Annotated in this window: 15 protein-coding genes; 14 read left to right on the top strand and 1 reads right to left on the bottom strand. The window is 41.7% G+C overall.

Annotated elements, in window-relative coordinates:
• The first annotated feature begins 13 nt into the window (after positions 1 to 13).
• The 5 genes from IH598_14720 to IH598_14740 all read left to right on the top strand — a co-directional run bounded on the left by IH598_14720 (position 14) and on the right by IH598_14740 (position 9367).
• On the top strand, positions 14 to 4654 hold the full coding sequence (locus IH598_14720; GenBank protein MBE0639769.1) for a hypothetical protein: 4641 nt from the start codon (positions 14 to 16) through the stop codon (positions 4652 to 4654).
• Position 4655: 1 nt separating this feature from the next.
• Complete coding sequence (gene plsY, locus IH598_14725; protein ID MBE0639770.1) at positions 4656 to 5291, top strand: glycerol-3-phosphate 1-O-acyltransferase PlsY; 636 nt, start codon at positions 4656 to 4658, stop codon at positions 5289 to 5291.
• Between the two features lie 325 nt (positions 5292 to 5616).
• The gene (dnaN, locus tag IH598_14730; protein MBE0639771.1) at positions 5617 to 6744 is read left to right on the top strand and encodes a DNA polymerase III subunit beta; all 1128 of its coding nucleotides are present in this window, start codon (positions 5617 to 5619) and stop codon (positions 6742 to 6744) included.
• A gap of 73 nt (positions 6745 to 6817) precedes the next feature.
• A complete protein-coding gene (gene gldA, locus IH598_14735) occupies positions 6818 to 7723 on the top strand; it encodes a gliding motility-associated ABC transporter ATP-binding subunit GldA (GenBank protein MBE0639772.1) in 906 nt (301 codons plus the stop codon).
• Between the two features lie 342 nt (positions 7724 to 8065).
• Complete coding sequence (locus tag IH598_14740; protein ID MBE0639773.1) at positions 8066 to 9367, top strand: methionine adenosyltransferase; 1302 nt, start codon at positions 8066 to 8068, stop codon at positions 9365 to 9367.
• A gap of 145 nt (positions 9368 to 9512) precedes the next feature.
• On the opposite strand, the gene IH598_14745 is transcribed toward IH598_14740, so the two are convergent.
• Positions 9513 to 9980 carry a hypothetical protein gene (locus tag IH598_14745; protein ID MBE0639774.1) on the bottom strand — a complete coding sequence of 156 codons (468 nt, stop codon included), beginning with the start codon at positions 9978 to 9980 and terminating at the stop codon, positions 9513 to 9515.
• Between the two features lie 160 nt (positions 9981 to 10140).
• On the opposite strand from IH598_14745, the gene IH598_14750 reads away from it, so the two are divergent.
• From IH598_14750 to IH598_14790, 9 genes are all read left to right on the top strand, one after another.
• Complete coding sequence (locus IH598_14750; protein ID MBE0639775.1) at positions 10141 to 10299, top strand: hypothetical protein; 159 nt, start codon at positions 10141 to 10143, stop codon at positions 10297 to 10299.
• Positions 10300 to 10337: 38 nt separating this feature from the next.
• Positions 10338 to 13493: a histidine kinase gene (locus IH598_14755; GenBank protein MBE0639776.1), complete on the top strand. Its 3156-nt coding sequence runs from the start codon at positions 10338 to 10340 to the stop codon at positions 13491 to 13493.
• Positions 13494 to 13576: 83 nt separating this feature from the next.
• On the top strand, positions 13577 to 14329 hold the full coding sequence (locus IH598_14760; protein ID MBE0639777.1) for a response regulator transcription factor: 753 nt from the start codon (positions 13577 to 13579) through the stop codon (positions 14327 to 14329).
• A 275-nt stretch (positions 14330 to 14604) separates the two neighbouring features.
• Entirely contained in the window at positions 14605 to 15126 is a 522-nt protein-coding gene (locus tag IH598_14765) for a hypothetical protein (GenBank protein ID MBE0639778.1), read from the top strand.
• A 117-nt stretch (positions 15127 to 15243) separates the two neighbouring features.
• Entirely contained in the window at positions 15244 to 19008 is a 3765-nt protein-coding gene (locus IH598_14770; GenBank protein ID MBE0639779.1) for a carboxypeptidase regulatory-like domain-containing protein, read from the top strand.
• Between the two features lie 59 nt (positions 19009 to 19067).
• Positions 19068 to 23441: a T9SS C-terminal target domain-containing protein gene (locus tag IH598_14775; GenBank protein MBE0639780.1), complete on the top strand. Its 4374-nt coding sequence runs from the start codon at positions 19068 to 19070 to the stop codon at positions 23439 to 23441.
• 37 nt (positions 23442 to 23478) lie between these two features.
• The gene (locus IH598_14780; GenBank protein ID MBE0639781.1) at positions 23479 to 24546 is read left to right on the top strand and encodes a PorV/PorQ family protein; all 1068 of its coding nucleotides are present in this window, start codon (positions 23479 to 23481) and stop codon (positions 24544 to 24546) included.
• Positions 24547 to 24665: 119 nt separating this feature from the next.
• The gene (greA, locus tag IH598_14785; GenBank protein MBE0639782.1) at positions 24666 to 25139 is read left to right on the top strand and encodes a transcription elongation factor GreA; all 474 of its coding nucleotides are present in this window, start codon (positions 24666 to 24668) and stop codon (positions 25137 to 25139) included.
• Between the two features lie 102 nt (positions 25140 to 25241).
• Complete coding sequence (locus IH598_14790; protein MBE0639783.1) at positions 25242 to 25640, top strand: HIT family protein; 399 nt, start codon at positions 25242 to 25244, stop codon at positions 25638 to 25640.
• Positions 25641 to 25656 lie beyond the last annotated feature (16 nt).

Consider the following 25656-nt stretch of genomic DNA (forward strand, 5'->3'; position numbering starts at 1 on the left):
CTTTGAAATGTTTATGGGCAGTACCATTTTACTCCTTAAACTAAGTGGGCGAAAGGCAATAAAATCGCCATTTTCCCGCTATATTCATCGTTCAGTAAAAACAGGACCGATATCGGAGAATATGTACTACAGGCTTTCAGTCGTGATTCTATTTTGTTGGCTCACCGGGCTGATGCTGAATGGCCAGCCATTGAAGTCGTTTACCCACGAGCCGGACGCATTTTTCGGGGAGTTAAATGGGATGTTCCAGTCCATACAGGTGCGTGATAACCAGCAAAAGGCTATTTCAACATTAAGCACATTTTCCGGATTGTGGAATGCCGGTAGTTTTTCGCCAGAACAGCAGCAAACTATTTATCAGACTGCTGACCTGATGTTATTACGTAAACTCAGATCATTCCCGGATTTCGAACAATATCTCCAGACTTTAACAACCTTTAAATCGAAAAATATCGGCAACGATAATTTCGACATTTGGCTTACTGCTACCCTTCAAATGCTTGAAAGCAAAGGAAACGCCAAAGCTTTCGTTGAGTTACTTGGCTTTACCGGTGATTTTATCGAATCCGGAATACTTTATCAATCAAGGATTTTGACATGGTCAGCCGGAAACAGCCAGTTTCGTTTTGGTTATGATTCTATTTTTTATGCTCGTTTTGATCAGTGCAATATTACCTGTTTCACAAAAAGTGATACTTCAGTGATTTACGAAACCCGTGGTTATTATTTTCCTCTAAACCAGCATTGGAAAGGAGAAGGAGGCAAAGTCACCTGGCAACGGGCAAATTTGCCCGAAAACGAGGTTTTTGCTCAGCTTAATGATTATGAAATTGACATGAAATCTGCAAGTTTTGAAGCAAATCCTGTGGCGTTCAATCACAATAAATATTTCAGGGGTGCGCTTGTTGGTGCACTCATTGAGCGTGTTTCCACAAATGCTGTCTCACCAGACAATGCGCTATACCCCCGCTTCGAGTCAGAGGTCCGTAATCTTATGATTACCAGCCTTTTCAGGGATGTAGACTATGAAGGCAGTTTTTCGATGAGGGGAGCAAAAATATACGGTAGTGGTGATGTGCGGACTCCTGCGAAAATTACTTTTAAACGGCCTTACCGCGATAAAACAGGGAATTACGATTTACTTACTGCAAGATCCAATGAGTTTATTATCAGTCCTGACCGGATTACTGCTGAAACCGCCGCCATAACCATAACCCATCAGGATGACTCTATTGTACACACAGGTCTTCAGTTTCGTTACCTTGACCAAAACAGAGAGATTTCGTTGCTCCGAATTAATCAGGGCATCGAGCAAAGCCCCTACTCAAACAGTTTTCACGATATTGAAATGGAGAGCGAAGCCATTTTCTGGAAGATGGATGAGGAGGTGATTCGGATGGGTGCGATGTATGGCTTAAAAAATCAAAGCACTGCTACTTTTACTTCGAACAAATTTTTTTCTGAGCAACAGTTCGACAACCTGATGGGAATCGACCGTAAACATCCTCTGCTTTGGCTGCACGATTACAGCAAGGAATTTAATACAAAGGAGTTTTTTATTGATCAAATGGCCACTTATATGAAGATACCGCAGAGCCAGGTGGAAGCTCAGGTCATCCGCCTGGCAACGATGGGATTTTTGCAGTATGATATAGGGAGGAAACATGCAGTTATCACCGACAAAGTGAATCACTATCTCTTTTCGAAAAGTAAACTGAATGATTACGACGTCATCAGTTTTTTATCCAATGTTGATGACCGGATCAATGCAGAACTGAAACTCGAAAATTTTGACCTTAGTTTACGGGGAGTACCTCAGGTGTCCATCAGCAATGCCAAAAAGGTTTCCATCCGTCCTGCAGGGCAGGAGGTAACACTTCGTAAAAACCGCGATTTTATCTTTTCAGGTTCTGTTCAGGCAGGACTGTTTGATTTTAAAGCAACAGAATGCTATTTTAATTATGACACGTTCAAACTGAATATGCCCACCGTGGATACCATGCGTTTTAAAGTACAGTCGTTCGACATGGATCAGTTTGGCAAACACAGACTTGTTGATGTGAAGACGCCCATTACCGGAATCAGCGGTGAAATGCTGATTGACCGTCCGGGTAATAAAAGCGGACTGGTAGAATCTCCCCGTTACCCTATTTTTACGAGTACAACAGAATCTTATGTTTTTTACGATGACACGGCTAAGTTAAAGGAAGCCTATAACCGGGAGCTGTTCTATTACTATTTGAAGCCTTTTACCCTCGAAAGCCTTGAAAACTTCGCCACAGAGTCTATTAAATTTGAAGGGTACCTGAATTCGGGAAGTATTTTCCCCGATGAAATTGATGAACCGATGGTGGTTATGCCTGACTATTCACTTGGTTTTCAAAGAAAGATCCCTGAAGCAGGTTATTCTGTTTACAAAGGAAAAGGAACCTATTATGACACCATTACGCTTAGCAAGGCAGGCCTGAGAGGAAATGGCCGGCTCGAATACCTGAACTCAGTATCAAAAAGCCAGCAGTTTATATTTTACCTCGATTCAGCGAATGCCAGCAAAGTTGAGTTTGATCTTAAGTCAAATGCGACAAGTGTTGGAGCTTTTCCGCCGGTAAAAGGGTTCAACTTAAATCAACATTGGATACCTTACAAGGATTCGATGCTGCTAAATACAACAGATTCGCCAATTGCATTGTTTAACGAAAGGGCTTTGTTATCCGGTTCTTTAACACTCACTCCAACCTTATTATCGGGCGCCGGGGAACTGGATTTCCTCAATGCTACTGCCCACTCAAATCATTATGAATTTACGGCCAACGCATTCAGTTCTGACACAACGAAGCTGGTGCTCAGAGATATTGATGTTTCCAATGTAATATTTAATACGGAAAATTACCGGGCCTATGTTGATCTGGATCAAAAAACCGGGAACTTTAAAACCAATGATATTTTTTCTAAAATTGACTTACCGGTAATTCGTTACGTTTCTTTTTTGAATGAATTCGACTGGTATTTCGACCGCAATGAGGTTGAGTTATACAGCTATGTAAAGCCTGATTTACCGGGTCTTGACACGCTTACAATGGCTGAGCTGATTGGGAAACCGCTTCCCGGAGCTCAATTTATCTCCGTTCATCCGATGCAGGATTCGTTATCGTTTTATTCGCCACGTGCCAATTACAACATTACCGGGAATATCCTTACCGCGAGAGATGTTCAACTGATCAATGTAGCCGATGCTGCCATTTTTCCAAGAGATGGCCTGGTCGAAATTCATAAAAATGGTGTAATTCAGCCGTTGATTGGGGCGACAATCATTGCCGATACATCCAACCAAAACCATATCATCACCGATGCAGAGGTTATCATTCAATCGGGAATTGACTATAAGGCCAGGGGAAAATATGCTTTTACCAATGCAATTGGTGAAGTGCACACAGTAAACTTTGATGAAATTACAGTAGATAAGGGATTTCAGACTATCGCTTCAGGAAAGGTGACCGAAGATGATCATTTTCAACTGAGTCCCAGATTCGCTTTTAAAGGTGAGGTAACGCTGAATGCCCGCGACCCGCTGCTCGACTTTAAAGGGGGCTATATGGTCGTCCAGGACTGTGATTCGTCGCTGTCAAGGTGGGTTGATTTCCAACAAAGAATTAGCCCTGAAGAGTTGATCATGCCCGTGCCCGAACAATTATTAGAGCAAGGTTACAAACAACTTTACGCCGGAATTTTCCACTCAAACGAGGAAAACAGGGTTTATCCTGCGTTCCTTTCGAGGCGTTCTTATTACAGTGATTCCTTGTTGTTTTCGATGAATGGCTTATTGAAAACCAGAAAGAAGGGTGCGGAATTACTTATTGTGAAAGCAGATCAGGCTGATTTGGGAGAAGATAGCGAACCTTCAGCACCTTTTATGAGATGGAATATTGATAATTGCACGATCAATGCGAGGGGAAAACTTTCATTCGGGCAAGATCTCGGACAGGTTAAAATGGATGTTTTCGGGCAGATTAATCATTCCATATTCCAGGACTCAACATTTTTCGACGTGACTATTTCGGTTGATTTTTACTTCCCGGAAGAAGCCCTTGTTAAGATGGCTGAAGACCTCGGTGCAGCCAATAAACCAGCCATCGACATGAATGACCCGATGATCAGAGAATCCTTTGAAGTAATGATTGGCAAGGATGAATCCGATCAGGTCTTCGCCGATTTGAATCTGTTCGGCACAATAAAGCGAATGCCTGAGGGCTTAAAAAAGAATTTTATTTTTACCGACGTAAAAATGACTTATGACATCGATTCGCGCTCTTTCATTTCCAAAGGAACCATCGGTGTGTTGATAATTAAGGGAAATCCTGTGTATAAGAATTTCGATGGGTATCTTCAGGTAGTAAGAAGGCGTAGTGGTGATGAATTCAATGTTTACCTTGAACTTGAACGGGGACACTGGTATTTCTTCACTTATAAAGGGAACCTGATGCAGGCAGCCTCATCCCGGACAGATTTTAACGCAATTCTCAGAGATATTAAGACAGAAAAAAGGCAGGATGAGCAAGGAAAAGGTGAGCCCGCCTATCGATTCACGGTTTCAGATACACAGACAAAAAATCGCTTTTTACGGAATATGCAACAAGAAGCCACTGATGATGAATAATATGACAAACGAAATGTACATCGGTATTGGAATACTCACCGCTTACCTGGTTGGCTCAATCCCCTCAGCTGTCTGGGTTGGGAAGATATTTTGGGGGGTTGATGTACGTAATGAGGGTAGTGGCAATGCCGGCGCCACCAACACCATCCGCGTTCTCGGGTTGAAAGCAGGAATTCCCGTGCTGCTCTTCGATGTTTTTAAAGGATGGCTGGCAGTTTACCTGGTTCACTTCCTTCCAATTGAACAATTGAGTACATTTCAGGCTGACCTGTTTAGGATATTTGTAGCTGTTGCTGTTGTCCTTGGACATGTATTTCCGGTATTTGCCGGTTTCAGGGGAGGTAAAGGAATCGCCACTCTGCTTGGTGTTGGCATCGCACTTTACCCTTATGCTGTTTTGGTAACGATTGCCATTTTCGCCCTAATGCTGATCATTTCAAAATATGTTTCCCTTTCATCCATCACCGCTGCTGTAAGTTTTCCTTTCCTTGTCTTTTTCCTTTTTAATACCGGTTCAACGCCATTGTTAATTCTTGCTGTTTTTGTCGGAATATTTGTCCCGCTGACGCATCGAAAAAACATCAAACGGTTGCTTAATCATGAGGAATCAAAGTTTAGTGTGAAAAAGAAGAAGTGACGCAATACGTTTTGACTTTTCATTTTTAGTTCATCTCACTTTCAAAATTCCTGATTAATGAAAACTATCTTGCGAATCATGTCAAAACTGTCGACATTTTTTTATTCGTCCAAATTTTTACAAAAGAAAAACTTACTCCATTAACCGACAAGTTCTTATCTTTGCACACGTTTTCAGGGAATTGGCTTTTGTCCTATGTTTCAACTAAACCCGTTACTAACAAAAGGTTAATGAAAAAATGACGATCATCCTGATAGCGTAAAAGCATAATTTGTAATATTGTAGCTGAAAAAAATCGTTAAACAATAATTAAATCTTTAATCATATGAAGTTCATTGTATCCAGTACTTTTCTGCTTAAAAACCTGCAGGCAATCAGTGGTGTTCTGGGATCCAACAATTCGCTGCCCATCCTCGATGATTTTCTTTTCAATCTTGATGGAGACGATTTGAAAATTACAGCTTCTGACATTGAAACTACCATGACGGTACAACTCAAAGTGACGATGTCCGATGAACCGGGTATTGTGGCAATTCCAGCCAAAATCTTACTCGAAACCCTTAAAACACTCCCCGACGTTCCTGTAACTTTCACCGTCGATCCTTCCACATTTGCCATCGAAATGCTTGCCGGTGAAGGTAAATACAAGATGAACGGTCACAATGGCGAGGATTTTCCCGAAACTCCTGGTGTTGAAGAGGGAAGTGAATTTAAAATCAATTCGATCGTGCTGTCAGAAGCCATTTCAAAAACCGTTTTTGCAGCCAGCAGCGACGAAATGCGCCCTGTAATGACAGGAGTTTTTCTCGATATGAAGCCCGAAAGCACTTCATTTGTGGCGACAGATGCACATAAGCTGGTGCGCTACACCAGGTTCGATATCGGTGTGGAACTTGAAGATTCGATCATTATCCCAACCAAACCTTTAAACCAGATCAAAAATTTGCTTGGCGCAGAAGACCAGGAAGTAAACGTTGTTTACAACAAGAAAAATGCTTTTTTTGCTTTTGGAAGAATTCAACTGATCTGTAAGCTCATCGAAGGAAAATACCCGAATTACACTGCCGTAATACCGTCAGACAATCCAAATAAACTGCAAATAGAGCGTGCTCCGCTCCTTAGCGCAATTCGCAGGGTTTCAATATTTGCCAACCAATCAACACATCAATTGCGGTTTTCGATTACCGGACGTTCTTTGGTCCTTTCAGCCGAGGACGTCGATTATTCCAATGAGGCCCGTGAAATCCTCAATTGCAATTATGATGGCGAAGACATGGATATTGGCTTCAACTCGAAGTTTTTACATGAAATGCTTAGCAACCTTGACTCACCGGAGGTTATCTTTGAAATGTCGCAACCAAACCGCGCAGGGTTGGTAAAGCCCGTGAATGAAGAAGAGCGCCCCAACGAAGACATACTCATGCTCATCATGCCGCTGATGCTAAACGATTAATTCACCTGATTTTCCCGGTATTCCCAATAATCTGACAAGCGCATTCAATGCTGCGTAATCTTAACTGCATGTCATGTCTATCATTGTAAACAAGATATCAAAACTTTTCGGTGAACAAAGAGCACTTGATGAAGTGAGTTTTCACATCGAACCCGGGCAGATAGTAGGTTTTCTTGGCCCTAACGGCGCCGGAAAGTCAACGATGATGAAAATTCTCTCTTGTTTCATACCCCCAACATCCGGGCAAGCTTTAGTGAACGGATTTGATGTCATGGAGAACTCGCTCAAAGTGCGCAAGGTGTTGGGTTATCTGCCTGAGAACAACCCGCTGTATACTGAGATGTACGTCAAGGAGTACCTTGAGTTTGTCGGTGGAATCTTTAAACTGCCTAACCTTGACAAGCGCATTGAAGAGATGATTGAGATGACCGGTTTACAGGTTGAAAGACACAAAAAGATCGGAATGTTGTCTAAAGGTTATCGTCAAAGAGTAGGACTTGCCCAGGCGCTGATTCATAATCCGCAGGTACTGATACTCGATGAGCCTACTTCAGGACTTGATCCCAATCAGATTGTCGAAATCAGGAATCTGATCAAAACCATAGGTCACAATAAAACCGTAATGCTTTCCACACACATCATGCAGGAAGTAGAAGCGATCTGCGATCGGGTGATTATTATCAACAAAGGGAAAATTGTTGCTGACGGAAAAATTGAAAATCTCCAGCAACAAAGTAAGGGAAAAGAGGTGCTGCTTGTTGAATTCAGCAAAAACATTGAGCAGGCTAAAATTCAGGCCATCAGTAATGTTAAAGTTTTAGAGAAATGTGGTGAGAATACATGGAAAATAACAACCTCAGGGGGAATTGATATCAGGCCGGCTATTTTTAAACTTGCAGTTGATCAGGACGCTACCGTGCTGACTCTTCAAAAGCAAGCCCACTCGCTGGAGCAGGTTTTCAGGGAATTGACCAATTAAATAAATTGATCGCTTCAGATACAATTAATCATAGTTTGAAATGAGTTCCTTGATGATAATACCTGTCAGTCAAACATATTTGGTGTTCAGGGTTTGCAGCAAGTTGGACATGCGACTGACTGAAAACATTCAGCTTTTTTAAAATTGTTCAATGCTTTTCCATCTTCTTATTAATTATTCCTATTTTTGCAGCAGATTTTAATCTGATTTTCAGATTAAACCAATGGAGAAATTTGATTGATTGCAACCATTAAAAAAAATGCTAAAACAATTCGTTTTAACAGCCTTCCAGTCATCATTTCCTCCAATTTTCGGATAAAACAAATTTAAAATCATCAACAAATGAGTTATTTATTTACGTCAGAGTCGGTGTCTGAAGGGCATCCCGACAAAGTCGCCGATCAGATTTCAGATGCTTTACTCGATGAATTTTTACGTCATGACCCCAATTCAAAAGTTGCATGTGAAACGCTGGTTACTACTGGTTTGGTAGTACTAAGCGGTGAAGTTAAAACCAATGGTTATGTTGAAGTCCAGGATGTTGCCCGCAATGTCATTAACAAAATCGGATACACCAAGCCATCTTACCGGTTTGATGGAAATTCATGTGGTGTGATCTCAACCATTCACGAGCAATCAGGAGATATCAACCAGGGAGTCGAAAGACCTGATGAAAAAAATCAGGGCGCCGGTGACCAGGGCCTGATGTTCGGTTATGCCGTGCGTGAAATGGACAACCTGATGCCTTTGCCGATTGAACTGGCACACATTCTTATGCAGCAACTGGCAGCAATTCGTCACGAAGGAAAAGTAATGACCTACCTCGGCCCTGACTCCAAGTCGCAGGTCACCGTTGAATATGACGACGACAACACACCGGTACGCATTGATACCATCGTAGTTTCCACACTTCACGATGAATTTGATACTGACCAGGCAATGTCCGCTAGAATCGAAGATGATGTAAGGAAATATCTGATTCCAAGGGCAGTTCAGGAAACACCGAAAAAATTCAGACATCTTTTCAAGGACGATTTTAAACTCCATATTAATCCTACGGGGAAATTTGTAACTGGTGGGCCACACGGCGATACCGGTCTCACCGGACGCAAAATTATTGTTGACACTTACGGAGGTAGAGTAGCTCATGGCGGCGGCGCATTTTCAGGCAAGGATGCCTCGAAAGTTGACCGTTCGGCGGCTTATGCCACTCGCCATCTGGCTAAAAACCTTGTAGCTGCAGGCGTAGCGGATGAAGTGCTGGTACAGGTGGCTTATGCCATCGGCCTTGCTAAACCAGTTGGTATTTTTATTAAAACTTTTGGAACAGCCAAAGTAACTGACGCTGACGGGAAGTTGATGAAGGACAGCCTGATCGCCAAAATTGTAGATGAAATTTACGATCTAACGCCATACGCCATTATCAACCATTTTGGGCTGAAAAATCCTATTTTCTCCCGGACAACAACTTACGGCCACTTCGGAAGAGATCACTACAAAGAGGATGTCGAAGTATATTTTGAAAATGACTCCACATTCAGGAAAACAGTTGACGGAAAAGAGCGGATTTTCAAAACTGTGGAGTTTTTCGGCTGGGAAAAGCTGGATTATGTGGATAAATTTAAAAAGGCGTTCAACATTTAGATGAAAAAAACCGGTTACTGAGGCTGGTTTTTTTATATGCTAAAGTATTTTATCAGAATAATTAGAGGGTAAAACAGTCAAAAGGATTTAACCTTCAAGCGATGGCGTACAATTTTCTAATGAATAACTATTGGATGATTACGACTTAATTGTAAATCCTGAGCGAAAAACCATCGTAAAAAGTCTGGTATGGAACCAGCGGATATGTTGCCGGGCCATTCTGAACTGTTCCGTCGATGATTAACCACTTTGACCCGGAACAGGTATCGACAACGAACAAGCTCGATTCATCAACGATAACTTTGGAACAAATTCTCACCGGGTCTAAAATACAACAACTGTCTGGTTTATAGGTTGGTGTGCGCTCAAAAGCTTTAAAATCCTCCAAAGTCAGCCGATAAACCAAGATACCGCGGCTTGGCTCGTTGGCATTGATGTAAGCGTATCCGCCAGGGCTGTTCAGAGAAATATATTCGGTGGAGTTGGGGTAAATAGTAATGTTGACGTAACCCGTCTGAATTGGGGGATCATCGTCGTTATTACACGCCGTCAGCAGGAGTAAACCCGTCAATCCCACAACTAAAAATAAACCAGTTAAAATTTTCGTTTTCAAAATTATTAGTATCAGAATTTTGGTCAAACGCTAATCCCGGTAATATATTTTTTCAATCGAATTACAGATGATCAGGTGCAGAAGTGTAACTTTGCTTTTTCTCGTAATACTGCTGGTAGCTCCAGGTTGCGCAAATCAGGGTATCAAAAAGCAAAGGGAAATGGAAAAACGGCTTGAGAAGGAAGAGAATGAACGGGAAAAAGCATACAGGGAGGTTAAAAAGCAACATTATCAGATGCAGACCAGGGAAACCCAATTACGGATGAAGGAATCTGAGAAAAGGTACAAGAAACAACTCAAAAAGCGAAGAAAAAATTAATCTTAATTATACAGCATGGTTTCAAATACAATGCGATTTTGAAAAAGCCAGTATCAATAAAAATCATCTTTTTGTTTGCACAGATCATCTGTTTGAACATGGGAATAACAGCCCAAAACAGGGATTATCTCTTTGATCTGATCACTTCTGAGAAGAGAACACTCAGTAAAGGGCTTTCTCAAAATACAGTTTATGCAATCGTACAGGACAGGCAAGGTTACTTGTGGATTGGCACCTGGGATGGACTCAACAAATACGACGGACTTAAATTTACTACATACAACAAGGAAAGTGGCCTGAGCAACGAGGTCATCAATTGTCTACTTGAATCTGATGATGGGAACCTATGGATTGGTACCGAAAACGGGCTTAACTATCTTGATCGCCGCAGCGGAGTCATCACTGTTTTCCAGAATAACCCGATTGATTCCACTACCCTGAGCGACAATTGGATAAATCACCTTTTCCAGGCGCCTTCCGGTAAAATTTATATCGGAACACGACGTGGATTTAATGTTTTAGACCCGGAAACGGGTAAAGTACAGCGGTATCAAAGCAGGGATGCCGCAAACCGCCGAACGAAAAGTAACAATGTCAGGTTTATCAACCGGTACAACGACGAATACCTTGTCGGGACTGATTTTGGACTCGTGAGATACAACCCGGGGACACATGAAAATATAAGATACCTCAATCGACCGGATGATTCTGCAAGCTTAAGCAATAACCAGGTAAACGTAATTTTTCCGGATTCCGGTGGTCGTGTCTGGATTGGTACAGAAAACGGGCTTAATATTCTCGATTGGGATAAAGGAACCTTCACAGTTTTTCTTCATGACCCCACTGATAACTCAAGTCTGAGTAACAATTCGGTTAAAACGATTTTTCAGGATAATGCCGGAGTGATCTGGATTGGGACTGATGGTGGCGGAATTAGTGTTTTTAATGATGATAAAAAGAATTTTAAAAGAATTATTAGTCAACCGGGATTGCCACATAGCCTTAATAATAACCGTGTTTATTCGATATTTCAGGATAAAACCGGTAATATGTGGTTTGGAACTTTTAAGGGATTGAATAAAATTAACCGGTTCACCAGGACTTTTAACTTGTTCACTCATTCACATGGCGCTCCAAATACAGTGGTGAACAACCTGATCTGGTCGTTTTGCGAAATAGAACCCGATGTGTTCTGGGTTGGAACTGATGACGGTATCAGCATCTTCGACCGCGTAAATAATTCATTCTCCTTATTTAGCCTTAACAACGGCCTTTCCAGCAAAAGAATCAGATCTATGATATTGGATGACCTTGGGAACATGTGGATTGGTACCCGGGATGCAGGGCTTAATAAATTAAATTTGGCGACAGGCAAAATAAAGCAGTTTCAACCTTCGATCCAATACCAGAACAGCCTTACGGATAATTTTGTGATCTCTCTCTTCAGGGATAAACGAGGGAAAATATGGGCAGGAACTCAGGGCGGTCTTAATTGTATTGACCCACAGACCGAGATAATCAAAATATTCCAAAACAATCCCGATGATAGTTCTTCCCTTTCTCATAATACAGTTTATCAGATTATTGAAGATAAAGAAGGGGTAATGTGGCTGGCGACCAATGACGGATTAAACCGCTACAACCCTGATTTGAATACTTTCACATCATTTAGGCATACAACAGGTCAGCAAGAAAATATCTCATCTAACAGGTTTTTTTGTTTGTTCGAAGACAGTGAACGGAACTTTTGGGTTGGAACTCGCGGAGGCGGGTTGTTATTATTTGACAGGGCAAGCGGCCGTTTTACTCAATCCTATACTGTTGAGGACGGATTACCTAATAATGTAATTTACGGCATTTTAGAAGATGAAGATGGTCTGTTGTGGATGAGCACCAATTGGGGGCTGTCGAGGTTTGATAAGCATAATAACATATTCGTTAATTATGATGTAACCGATGGCTTGCAAAGTAGCGAATTTAATGCACTGGCATTGCTCAAAAGCAGCAACGGACTTATGTTTTTCGGTGGAATGAATGGATTTAACCTGTTTCATCCTTCTGAAATACAAAGCAATCCTGACGTTCCGGATATCCTGATCTCAGGATTTAAATTGTTTAATATTCAGCAACCTGGTGAAATCAGGCATAAGGATACAATAGCCCTTAAAGCTGAGGATAATTTTTTCTCTTTTGAGTTTACGGCACTCGATTTTATAAACCCCCACAAAAGCCAGTTTGCCTATATCCTCGAGAACTATAACAATGACTGGACCTATGTTGACGGATCAAAAAATTTTGCTGAATACACCAAAGTGAATCCGGGTACATATTACTTCAGGGTAATCGGTTCAAGCAGCGATGGAGTATGGAACAAAGATGGTGTTGTAATCACTGTAATTGTCAGGCCTCAATGGCATCAGACCTGGCTTTTTCGCATTTCACTTTTCCTGATCTTGATGGCAGGAATATGGTACGTTGTTTACAGGCGTTATCGCTTTTTGCAAAAAAAGAACATGACAAACAATAAGATGTTACAAATCGAAAATCAATTGCTCGACATACAACAAAAAGCCTTGCGCCTGCAAATGAACCCGCACTTTATTTTCAATTCACTCAACTCTATCCAAAGTTTCATTTTATCCAAGGACATAGACCAAGCCGTGAACTACCTTAGCAGGTTTTCCCAACTCATGCGAATGATCATGGTCAACTCGACCGAATCAGTAATTCCTCTTTCAGAAGAAATACTCGCTATCAGTCATTACCTCGAAATAGAGAAACTCCGTTTCGACGACAAGTTTGCTTACACAATTAGCATCGCTCCTGAAATTGATGAGGAGTTTACCGGAATACCACCAATGATTATTCAACCCTACATCGAAAATGCTATTATTCATGGATTGTTGCACAAACCCGCTAAAGGGAGGATCGATATAAATTTTGAAAAAGAGGGAAGCAGTATCCATTGTATTATTGCTGATGATGGCATTGGGAGGGCAAAAGCAGAAGAAATTAAGAAACAGACTGGCTTGAATCAGAAGTCGAAAGGGATGATGATCTCTAAAGAAAGGTTAGATATTTTTAATAAAAAGGACCATGACCTTTTTTCGGTTAAAGTTACTGATTTGTTGGATGAAGCTGGAAACCCAGCCGGAACCAAAGTCGAATTATTCATTGCCTATCAGGAGATTTAAAGGTTGTTCATTCCATTAAAAAGTTATTTTTGCAATAAATAATCTGCATTGTTAACTTTTTCCGCTGGGAGGAGAGCAAGAAATTGATCAGAGCCGTTATCATTGATGATGAAAAGCAATCACGCAGTACGCTGACCAGTCTGGTTGAGCGTTATTGCCACAATGTAATGCTGGTAGGCGAAGCTGATGGTGTCCGCTCCGGAATGGAGGTGATAAAGAGTACTCAGCCCGACCTTGTTTTTCTTGATATTCAGATGCAGGATGGGAGTGGTTTTAAGTTGCTCGACTACCTTGATAAAATTGATTTTCAGATAGTTTTTACAACAGCATTTGATCAGTTTGCCATTAGGGCCTTTAAATACAATGCCCTGGATTACCTGCTTAAACCCATTATTCCTCAGGACTTGATTAATGCAGTGAACAGGGCGGAATACATTAAGGAACAACAAAAATATCTTGAAGGACAAAATATTGACGAACTTATCGAAGCGCATAAAAAGGCGACCGATTCACAAAAGATCACCCTCACAACTGCCGATAAAATCCATCTGATAATGGTAAACAATATAATAAGGTGTGAATCGGATAATTACTACACCAGGTTTTTCTTCACGGACGCGAAAACATTGCTTGTTTCAAAGACACTGAAGGAAACCGAAAAGTTGCTTCACGACTTCGATTTTATGCGTCCGCACAAGTCACATCTGGTAAATCTCCGCTATATCAAAGGATTTTTAAAACATGAAGGCGGTTTTATTTTGATGTCAGATGGCACCGAAGTTCCTGTTGCCCGAAGAAAAAAAGAAATGGTTCTTAAAATATTAAATCAATTGTAAATCAATATTATAAATAGATAATTAATACATTAACCCAGATTTGAACAAGAAAAATTTGTAAAGATATTAAAACGGCTTGTTGCAACCAATGGCTTTAGCTTTTACATCATAAATATCATTAATACAGTGGTTTAGAGGCTAAATCGTAGTTAGGTTAAAGGGATTTCCTCTAAACCGAAAACTTACATTTAAGAGCCGAAAACTGATTTTTTGGACAGGGTTCATTTGTGCCTTGTATTTTTACTTGTTCAAGTTGCGAAAAATAGTTTTTCAAAATGGAAGATTACATTTACTACTTAATGCTTGTTGTTTGGCTTGTTTTCTCATTTTATCAACAGAGTCAGAAGAAGAAGCGAAAAAAAGCTGAAATGGAAGCGGCTCAGGCCAGGCAGGAGCAGAACCGGCAGTATGATGAACAGAAACCGGCAGGAGCAGGCACAGAAGCGCCGCCAGACTCAGGATTCAAAAAGATACTCGAAGAGTTACTGGGAGAGGAAGAAGTATTAGTGCCAGAATATGAAACGAGGCCGGTTGAAGTAACCAGAAATTTTGATGAGGAGAGCGTCAGTGAAAGAAATGAATATCAGAAATACCTTGAGAGTAAAAGTTACAAGGAGGGCGAATCACTTGAGATGGGATACTTGTCAAGGAGTAGCCTGGAAGATAAGATCGTTGAACTGGAAAAGGACATGAAACTGCAGGAACATGAGTTGGAAGTGACTGAATCTCATTATTCAAGTGCGTTTAATTTGCGTAGTGCAGTGATTTACTCAGAGGTACTGAAACGAAAATATTAATTAAGTATCATTTTAAATAGAGGACTAAAAGAAAAAAGGTTTGGCCGTAAGATTTTTTTATTACTAATTTTACCGCCCTTTAGCAACAAAGTATAATCTAACGTAAAATTATATGATATGTTAAAACATTTACTTTTAACAATTGTAGGTTTGTTGGCAATCAACCTGTTGGCATTTTCCCAAACAGGCTCCATTCAAGGGCAGATACTTGATGCGGATACAAAAGAACCCATTCCGTTTGCCAACGTGGCGATTTATTCGGGAGGTAACCTTCTGACAGGTGCCACAACCGATTTTGACGGCAAATATGCTGTCAGGTCATTAAGACCCGGTAACTATTCAGTAAGGGCTTCTTTCGTTGGCTATCAGTCTCGAGAGATATCGGGAGTAGTTGTTCGTGCGGATCAAATTACCTTTTCGGACATTGAACTAAAGGCTACGGCTGAAGTTTTAGAGACAGTAGAGGTTACTGAATACAAGATACCGCTCATCTCCAAAGACCAGACAACATCCGGCGCCACCCTGACATCCGAGGAAATTGAAAAAATGCCCAACCGGTCAGCAACCTCAATTGCTACCACGGTGGGAGGTGTTTATTCAGATGCCGACGGCGGTAGCATCAGTATCCGTGGTCAGCGGCAGGAAGGGACAGTTTATTATATTGATGGAATGCGCGTATTGGGTTCAACCAACATGCCTGAGTCGTCCATCGAGCAGGTAGCTGTTATTCTTGGTGGTGTACCCGCTAGGTTTGGAGATGCTACGGGGGGTATTATCAGTTTGACAACAAAAGGCCCTTCTCGCGAATTCGGTGGCGGACTGGAGTTACAAACTTCCCAGTTTCTCGATAAGTTCGGCTATAATCGTCTTGGATTTAGTTTGCAGGGACCAATTCTGACAAAAAACCAGGATGGTAACAAATCCTCAATCCTTGGCTATTTTATTGCCGGCGATGTTGTTTACCGTGAGGATGGAAGGCCTTCAGTCAGCGGGTCGATTGACAAGGTAACGGATGAGTATCTTGCCTATTTGAAAGAAAACCCACTGCGACCCTCAGGAACAGGTTTCGGCTCATTCGATAACAGTTTGTTTACAAAAAAAGCGGATACCGAAAGCATTGAAAATACGCAGAATACAAACTCTCTTGATGTGAGTTTGTCAGGGAAAATTGATATCAAAGTTTCTCCCACGGTCAATATGTCAATTGGTGGCTCCTACAACGTACAGGATTACAAGGCGTTTCAGTATGCAGGCTCTTTGTTTAACTACGAAAATAATCCCCATGTTTACAATAATACATGGCGTGTTTATGGCAGGTTAACCCAAAGATTTTCAACTGACCGGGAGAGTAGTTCCACAATCAGGAATGTTTTTTATACGATCCAGGCCGACTACTCGAAATTTTATCAGGTGGTTGAGGATGATTCCCATCGTGACGATCTTTTCAAATATGGGTATTTGGGGAAATATGATACTTACAAGCGCAGGTCCTACGAGATTGGAACTGATACCGTTAATGGTCAGATTTATTCCAATGTTTGGGTGCAAAATGCTTTCCAGGATACTGCATTCACTTTCCAGCCTTACGAATTTAATCCTGTAGTAGCCCGCTATACGGAGCAGTATTATGAGTTTTATCCTGAGAAAGGCGATTGGAGAGATCCAGCTAATGGATACTGGCTTAATTCCAATCAGGTGCAACTTTATGGTGGTTTACTTAATGGACAGTCGCCTGATAATGTTTACACGATGTGGCAGGGTTTAGGGGCACAATACAATGGATACTCGGTAGCAAATAACTCACAGGTGGGGATTTCTGCCAATGCATCTGCCGACATCGGAAACCACGCGATTGAGTTCGGTTTGCAATACGAACAGCGCACAAATAGCTCTTATGGATATGGTCCTGTAGGTCTTTGGACTATGATGCGTCAGATCACCAATGCGCACATCAACGAATTGGATAAAAGCAGTGCACATCTTGTTGTGGTGGATGGTGTTTTTCAGGATACTATCAATTATGACCGACTCTATAGTTTCACGGATCAGCGGATTTTTGATATCAATCTCAGGGAAAGACTTGGATTGAATGTTCAAGGTACCGATTGGATTGACATTGATTCTTACGATCCAAACACCCAAACCATCAGTTATTTCGATGCCAATGGAAATTTAAATAAAAACATTCCTCTCAGAGGAGGTTTATCCATTGATATGTTCAGTCCCGATGAGTTGTTCAACGATGGTTTCAGCTATGTAAATTACTATGGATACGATCCTTATGGTAATAAACAATCAAGTCGTCCCGCGTTTGATGATTTTTTCAACAAAACAGAAAGCATCTTACTACCAAACGGGCAGACCAAATTCTATAATACACGGGATATTGGAGCATTCCAACCTATTTACATGGCAGGTTATATCCAGGATAAATTTGCATTCGACGATTTGATTTTTAACATTGGAGTTCGTGTTGACCGCTTTGATGCCAACCAGATGGTACTGAAAGATCCTTACCTGTTCTATTCAGCATATACTGCTGATGAGGTAAAAACAGTCGGTGGAAAGCAGGTGACCCATCCGGGTAGTGTTAGCGGTGATGCAGTGGTTTATATTGATAATAAAGACAATCCTTCAGAAATATTAGGATATCGCGAAGGAAGTGTATGGTACAATGCTACCGGTAGTGTTATTCAAAACCCTGAAATACTTGATGCAGGAAATGGCATTACACCGTACCTTGTTAACCCGGGGCAAAATCAAATTACATCAGATGTTTTTAAAGATTATGATCCTCAGGTAAGTGTAATGCCCCGTATTTCATTCTCTTTCCCGATTTCTGATGAAGCACTTTTCTTTGCTCACTACGATATTCTTACCCAGAGGCCAACTTCTGCATTGAGAATGGATCCAACGGATTATTTTTTCATTGCACAACGTGGAAGTATCAATAATCCCAATCTAAAACCTGAAAAAACCATTGATTATGAACTGGGCTTCCAGCAAAAGATAAGCAATTCATCCTCTCTTAAATTATCAGCATTCTATCGCGAAATGCGCGATCAGATTCAATATTTCCGCTACACAGGTGCTTACACAGGAGCTACTTCACTTTACGATAGTTACACCAATCTCGACTTTGCAACAGTTAAAGGGTTGACTGTTGAATATGACCTGAGAAGAACAAGCAATGTTAGAGCAAGGGTAAGTTACACGCTTCAGTTTGCTGACGGAACCGGGTCAAGTCCGAATACTGCTGCTGCACTTGTCAGCGCAGGCTTACCAAACCTCAGGCAGGTCTTCCCGTTGGATTGGGACAGGAGGCATTCTTTTAACATAAGTCTTGATTACAGGTTTGGCGAAGGGAAAGGATATACCGGGCCAACCTCTACCAAGCAGATTAAAGGTACAGAACAGGTTAAAACCATTCAATGGTTGCAAAATACAGGCGCCAACTTTACGCTTAGCGGCGGTTCGGGAACACCTTTCACAAGGTCAGATAATATCATTGGAGTGTATGCCGGTGGCGGTGGTTATCAGCTGGACGGATCCATAAATGGTTCACGTTTGCCCTGGCAGTTTCGAATTGATGCTCGTTTAGACAGAGATATTCAGGTGTCGAAAAAGCCCAATGCTACCACATACCTTAACGTTTATCTGCAATTTTTAAACCTTCTGGATACCAAGAACATCATCAGCGTTTATCCTGCCACAGGAAGTCCGGATGATGATGGTTACCTCACTGCTCCTGAATGGCAGAGTAACATCAATACATCAACTGACCCGGAAGCTTACCGCGATCTGTATGCATTGAGGATGAATTCGCCATTTAATTACAGTTTACCCCGCCAGATAAGGCTTGGTGTTGTTTTTAACTTTTAGATCAATTTTTTCAATCGCTTGATTTTATGAATAAAGCAAATAATAAAATAAGTATAGAGATGAAAAACATTTTACACACGCTGTTGGTGTTTGCTGTGATGAGCTTAATTGTCCAGCAGGGCTATGCAGAAAAATATGTTAACGAAGAAAAGTCCAGGGAGATTAAAGCCAGTGCAGCAGGATGTCCTGCAGGTGCAGGTTTTGCTTTCCTTGACGTAAATAATGTTCGTGCCCGAATCAATACTGGCGGAGATATGTGGTGGAATTTCGACAGGGCACAATATTATGTACCCGCCAACACAGAAAAAACCTCCATGTTTTCTGCTTCTCTCTGGATTGGTGGTCTTGACGTTAACGGTCAGTTGAAACTTGCCGCTCAGCGTTACAGGCAGGTTGGTATTGATTATTGGCCAGGCCCCCTTTCGATGGTTGATGCATCCATAGATGAAGAAACCTGCGCCCAGTATGATCAGATGTTCAGAATGACCCGTCAGATGGTGGATGACTACCTTGCATGGTGGAACAGCACAAATCGTGCTGAAGAGTTTCCCGGCTATGTAATCCCCGATGAAATCCTGAATTGGCCGGCACACGGCGACGTAGCCAAAGGACAAAGTTATTACCTGGCGCCTTTTGTGGATACTGACGGTGATGGAAATTACGATCCGACACAAGGCGACTATCCCTATTATGATATAGACAATAGCCTGTGCCGCACCCAAACCCCTACAATGGATGCCCAGTTTTACCATCCTGACGATCCTGAAAACTGGAAGTATGGGATTCTTGCCGACCAGGTCATTAAAGGCGACCAAACACTTTGGTGGGTTTTTAATGATAAAGGAAATATCCACACTGAAACCAAGGGAGCGGCTATTGGTTTGGAAATCAGAGGCCAGTCTTTTGGCTTTGCTACAAATGATGAAATTAATAACATGACCTTTTACAGTTATGAAATCATTAACCGTTCAACTTTTTCGTTGACCCAAACCTATTTTAGCCAATGGGTTGACACTGACCTTGGCTACGCCTGGGACGATTATGTAGGTTGTGATGTGGGAAGAGGACTTGGTTATTGCTACAATGGTTTCCCAATTGACGGAACCGGTGAGGTTGAAGCCTATGGGGAACAACCTCCTGCCATCGGAGTGGACTTCTTCCAGGGGCCATATATGGATCCGGATAATACCGATAATCCAAAATTTATTTTTGTTACCAATGCACAGGGAGATACTATTGATCAAATTCAAATTTGTGATGTAAGTATCAATGGTGTGAACTTTGGTGATGGTATTGTGGATAATGAGCGTTTTGGTATGAGAAGATATGTTTACCACAATAACACTTCACCCAACCCGGCAACTACCGACCCGAGTTTAGCACCGGAATATTACAACTACCTCAGAGGAATCTGGAAAGACAATACTAAAATGTCCTATGGCGGAACTGCACATGTGAGCGATGCAGCAGCAGTTGGTCCTGATTGTGACTTTATGTTTCCAAGCGATACTGACCCGTGCAACTGGGGTACTGGAGGCGTGCCACCCAATGATGGTTTTAACCAGGATGGCAAATACTGGACAGAAGAAACCCAAAATAATCAACCCGGTGACCGTCGTTTCATGCAGTCTGCCGGCCCGTTTACCCTGGAACCAGGTGCTGTTAACTACATCACTGTGGGTATCCCCTGGGCACGTGCTACTACCGGTGGTCCCTGGGCTTCAGTAGAATTATTGCGAGTGGTGGATGATAAATGCCAGGCCTTGTTTGATAACTGCTTTAAAGTGCTTGATGGGCCGGATGCTCCGGACCTTTCCTTTCTTGAAACAGATCGCAAGCTCATTGTCTTTATATCCAACCGTAAAGGATCAAACAACTACAAAGAATCTTACTCAGAAATTGATCCTAACATTCAATTATTGGAGGATTCTATCCCATTACCTCAAAATGTCGAAGATTCATTGAGAACCTATTTCTTTGAAGGTTACCAAATCTACCAGCTTCGCTACCCGGAAGTTAGTGTCGAAAGCCTTGATGATCCTGACCTGGCTCGCCTGGTGGCTCAGTATGATATCAAAAATGGAATTTCCAAGTTAGTCAACATTTATTTCGACCAGTCCATAGGGTTTAGTGTTCCGGTAGTTGAAGTTGTTGGACGTGATGAAGGGATTAGCCACTCCTTTGAATTAACACAAGACGCCTTTGCTGAAAAAGATCCTAAGTTGGTCAATCATAGGCAGTATTATTTCATGGTGTTGGCTTACGCGTTCAATGAGTATTCGCCTTACAGTGAAGAACCCGGCGTTCTTAACGGTTTGTTTGGGCAAAAAAGACCTTACCTGGCCGGAAGGAAGAACATAAAAGTTTACACGGCAATTCCTCATAAAACCGTTGGTGGAATGGAGTTGAATTCCGAATATGGAGACGGCTTCCCAATTACCCGATTGCAGGGTCAGGGTAACGCCGGTGTGGGGATTGACATGAGCCCTGAAAGCATTCAGGAATTGCTTGCTAAACCACCTATTGAATATCCAAATTACGTTAATCCTCCCTATGGCATTAAGTCGTTGCAACAAAAACTGATTCCTTCTACGGTTATAGGCGATGCGAACTATCCGATAGTTTACAACCCGAAATATCTTCAGGGCAAAGGTCCATTAAAAGTTAAGGTTGTAGATCCAATGAACATTAAAAGCGGGAAATTCAGGGTTGAACTTTTCGATGTGGAAATGCCATTTACAGTGTCAACTGCCAACGATACAATTTATGACACGCTTACAATTGCCAGAGCAAACTGGAGACTTATTGATGAGGGTGGTAATAGTTGGATATCAGACACTACTATTGACCAACGAAATGAACAGATAATTCCAGAACTGGGTGTATCTGTGAATATGGAACAGATTGCTTTCCCCGGAGAAACAAATGCTGTAAATAATGCTTTTATCAAGTCAGAGATCATCTATCAGGACAGCTCGCAGCTTTGGTTCTCTGGTGTACCTGATTTTGATGTTCCTTCAAATCCGCTCAACTGGATAAGATCAGGTGTTTATGTTGACGGAAACAGCCCGTATAACGACTGGAATATGAGCGCCGACAGCCCACTTGATGCCGGGCAGTATTATGAAAAAGTTATCCCGATGACTGTCAGGATATTTGGTGAGGACTTGACCGGAGGAACATGGGCGCCTTTCCCACTGGTTGCTACACGGATTAATATGGATTATGGTCATGGTCCTGCACCAACTGGATCAAAACCTGCAGATTTAAAAAATATTTCCAGTATTGATGTTGTACTTACAAGTGACAAATCACAATGGACCAGATGCCCGGTTGTGGAATTGTGTCCTGACCCAATGCTCGCTGAAGGAAATGCACCTCAATATACCTTGCGTCGTTCACCTTCAGTGAACAAGGATGGAGTATTTGCTGACCCGCAGGCCGCACCAAGTATGGATCCTGCTGATGCAAATTACGTCTCTGCAACAGGAATGGGCTGGTTCCCTGGTTATGCAATTAATTTGGAAACCGGTGAAAGGTTAAATGTAATGTTTGGTGAAAACTCCTGGCTTGCTGGCGACAATGGAAGGGATATGCAATGGAACCCTACTTCCACAGTAGTAAATGAAACAAATTTTGCCCCGGTATTAGGTGGTATGCATTATCTCTATGTTATGGATAATCGCAAGGTTATCATTGGATCTGGAGCAAATGCTTTTAACTTCGATTTTACTGCCTATGATGCTGGTGTGAAACTGTATCATACGTTCAAAATCAGTTCAGACTCCCTACCTATCGGTACCGTGGTTCTCCCGGCAATTTACCAGAGTTGTCAGTGGGTTAATATCCCGTTAAAAGCTGAAAATCAACCCTGGTTGCCTGCCGGCAATGATGCAACCATAAAAATTAGGGTTGGGAAACCATATCAGCGGTATTTATCTAGAGCAGTGGAGCCAGACAATCCTGTGAATACGAACAATTTTAATCCGGCTTATGAATTTGAGACTACCGGAATGGAGGCTGTACCGTTCTCAGCACAACAAAATGATCAGCACCTTGACATGATCAATGTAGTACCAAATCCTTACTACGCTTATGCCGATGGGCCAGGTTATGAACGAAATCAACTGGATACCAGGGTAAAGATTATCAATCTTCCACCTCGTTGTACTGTCACAATCTACAATATCAGCGGGACACTCATACGACAGTATAACGTTGATAAAACAGGCATTCCCAACCCACGGGCCTCCACTAATGGCGAGGATACAGATGCACAGACCTCTATTGATTGGGATCTGAAAAACTTTGCCGGAATTCCTATTGCCGGAGGTATTTATTTGATTCATGTCAAAGAATCCGGCGGCCGCAACGGTGAGCGCGTGATCAAATGGTTTGGCACAATGAGACCTATTGACCTGAATACGTTCTAATGATAAATAGATTGGAAATTTTAAATAACTAAGAATTATGAAAAATTTTTATAGATACACAGTCGCAATTCTTTTATCGGTGGCTTTCCTGCTTCCTATCCAAAACCTGGTTGGCGGTAACCCGGACCGCTCTGGTCAGGCCGGTGCTTCTGAACTGCTGATCAACCCTTGGGTTGGAAGTTCTGGTTGGGGTGGTGCAAGTATAGCCTGTTCAAGGGGTCTTGAATCAATATATACGAACGTTGCCGGAACCGCCTTTACTAAAGGAACGGAATTGATTTTTGCCAACACCAATTATCTCAAAGGTGCTGACATCAATATTATGAACTTTGGGTTTTCACAGCGCGTTGGTGAAGCTGGCGCATTATCAATAGCCATCATGTCAATGAACTTTGGTGATGTCAACAGAACTACCATTTTAAATCCTGATCCGACAGATGCCAATATTGGAACATTTGCACCTAACCTGCTTAACATAAGTATTGCATATGCTAAAGCATTTTCAAACAGCATATATGGCGGTTTCAACCTGAAGATTATCTCCGAATCTATCGCTGACCTGAGTGCCCAGGGTATTGCCATCGATGCAGGTATCCAATATGTAACAGGACCCCAGGAGAATGTGAAATTCGGTATTGCCCTGAAAAATGTTGGTCCTACAATGAAATTCTCAGGTGATGGATTAACCTTCAGAGGTTTCTACAATCAGTTTTCACGCACTTCACCCACTTTTGTGCAGCCATCCTCTGAATTTGAACTCCCGGCTCAACTTTCAATCGGTGGAGCTTACGACTTCCTTTTTAGCGAAAACAGATTTACTTTGGCGGGTGCTTTCATTTCAAACTCATTTACAAAAGACCAGTTTACCCTCGGTGGCGAATTTGCGCTAAAATCTTACCTTGTGCTTCGTGCAGGTTATACTTACGAAGATGGAATCACAAGTAAGAGCGAGAGGACCACAGTATTCACAGGACCAAGTGCAGGCTTGTCAGTTCAGATTCCACTTAATAAAGAGAAAGGATCAATTTTTTCGGTTGATTATTCTTACCGTGATACCGATCCTTTCAGTGGCGTTCATAGCATTGGAGCACGAATTAGTCTTTAAAAAAAAGTTGCAGCCTAGGTAAATAGTATTTACTTTTGCAAAAAATTTCAAGGCCCTTTTTTCGGAAAGGGTCTTTTTCTATTATTAAGATGAATTAAAATTCTTCAAAAATTCGGATTATGACTGGAATTAAATATTATAGCGAAGAGGGCTTAAGAAAGCTTGAGGAGGAGTTGCAAAATCTTATTTCTATTGAGCGACCTGCTATCTCAAGGCAAATTGCTGAAGCACGTGACAAGGGTGATCTTTCGGAGAACGCTGAATACGATGCTGCCAAAGAGGCACAAGGAATGCTCGAGATGAAAATTTCAAAACTTGAAGAACTGATTCGTAATGCCAGGGTCATCGATGAATCAAAACTTGACACTTCAAAAGTCCTTATTCTTTCAAACGTCAAAATAAAAAATCTGAAAAATAATGCCCAGATGACCTACACCATCGTTCCCGAAAGTGAAGCCGACCTGAAGGCAGGAAAAATATCGGTTAATTCACCCATAGCTAAAGGTCTGTTGGGAAAAAGAGTGGGTGACACGGTTGAAATACAGGTACCTGCAGGGATGATTACCTTCGAAGTCATTGATATTTCACGATAATTAACCTTTTATTTTCAACATTTAAAATGCTAAATGATTGGTCGTTTAGCATTTTTTTTGGAATTGTGTTACTTTTGCTAAATACAATCAAAATTACGAACCATGAGCACAATTTTCACTAAAATTATCAACGGAGAAATTCCTTGCTACAAGATTGCTGAAGATGAAAAGTACTTCGCTTTTCTGGACATTAACCCCTTGGCAAAAGGACATACCCTGGTAATTCCAAAAGCTGAGATAGATTACATCTTTGACCTCGATGAGCAAACACTGACAGGGATGTTTGCATTTGCTCAGAAAATTGCAAAGGCCATTGAAATAGTTGTTGAGTGCCAAAAAATCGGAATTGCCGTTATTGGCCTTGAAGTGCGTCATGCCCACGTACACCTCATCCCAATCAGCGGTATTTACGACATTGATTTCAGTAAGCCTAAACTAAAACTATCAAAAGAGGAGTTTGAATTTTTAGCTGCCAAAATACGTCAGGGTATTACACTTTAACTGACATTAAATACGC

Source organism: Bacteroidales bacterium (genome assembly GCA_014860585.1).
GTDB lineage: Bacteria > Bacteroidota > Bacteroidia > Bacteroidales > 4484-276 > RZYY01.